Annotated in this window: 1 protein-coding gene; it reads right to left on the bottom strand. The window is 64.1% G+C overall.

Annotated elements, in window-relative coordinates:
* Positions 1 to 34: 34 nt before the first annotated feature.
* Positions 35 to 400 (bottom strand): hypothetical protein, encoded by a 366-nt coding sequence (locus G6030_RS11215; RefSeq protein ID WP_069389517.1) that lies wholly within the window; start codon positions 398 to 400, stop codon positions 35 to 37.
* Between the last annotated feature and the right edge of the window lie 673 nt (positions 401 to 1073).

Raw genomic sequence — 1073 nt, 5'->3', positions numbered from 1 at the left:
CGCGGGGCGGACACCCTGATTGTTCAGCAGTCTCCTAGTGGGTGTCTCCGTTAGTTCGTCGGGGGTCTGGGAGCCAGGCGGTGGGGTCGCCGAGGTAGAGGCCGCAGGCGGTGTCGAGGGCTTCTTCGGGAGTGCCTGAGGGCCATCCGCCTGGCAGGGCGGCTTGCTGGTAGTCGTTGTGGCTGGCGCGGTAGATCGCGAATCCCCATTGGCTGGCTGATCCGGCGTAGCGCAGCCGGCAGAGTTTCAACTCTTCCCCGTGGGTCAAGGTGGCGTCGATGTAGGCGAACCCGGCGCGGTAGCGGGTATGCAGGGTCTGGATCTGGGGCCAGCGTTCGGTAGCGCGAGCCAGGAGCTTTTGTCTCAGTGACGTCTGGGTCGAGTCGGGGATCTTCGCCATGGTCTCCATCATCACCGCCACTGGTTTCGCACTCGAATTTCGGCTTGTTCCGGCGTGGCGACTTGGCTGGCGATGCTGGGTGCGTCAGAAATGAATATGTCTCCCACCAGCGCTGATGTCGTCATCCTCACTGACAAAGAACGCGACGAGCTGACCCGCCGCGCGAACGCCGCGAGTTGTCCACACCGTGAGGTGCTGCGGGCCCGGATCGTGCTCGCCGCTGGCAGACGGTGACGCGAACGCTGCGATCGCCCGCGAGGTCGGGGTGTGTGAGGACACCGCACGCCGCTGGCGGCATCGCTTCTGCCTCGAGCGCCTGGAGGGGCTTGAGGATCGGCCCCGACCGGGGCGACCGCGGGTGTTCACCCCGGTCGAGGTCGCCGAGGTCAAGGCACTGGCGTGTTCACACCCAGCTGACCATGATCTGCCACTGACCAGATGGTCCACCACCGAGTTCGGGGTGGATCGACACGGGTCACCGACACCCTGCGGGCGGTCCACGCGATCCTCCAGCGCTACATCTCCGAACCTTAGCCTGGGTGTTTCATGGGGATCTGCGGATCGCTGGGCGAAAATAGACCGAAGTGCTTCCTGAGCAGGGGAAACTGGGACTTGTCTAAGGTTCCATGTTCTCCAGCAGAAAGCACTCGGTAGGTGAAGCGTACTTCGTGGT

Origin of the sequence: Dietzia sp. E1 (assembly GCF_014145015.1) — a bacterium.
Classification (GTDB): domain Bacteria; phylum Actinomycetota; class Actinomycetes; order Mycobacteriales; family Mycobacteriaceae; genus Dietzia; species Dietzia cinnamea_A.
The sequence above is the reverse complement of the archived record's forward strand: the minus strand, read 5'-3'. Positions and strand labels throughout refer to the sequence as shown.

What these genes read in the sequence shown, in the direction of transcription:
- G6030_RS11215 (WP_069389517.1), bottom strand. Translation starts at nt 400, where the DNA reads ATGGCGAAGATCCCCGACTCGACCCAGACGTCACTGAGACAAAAGCTC.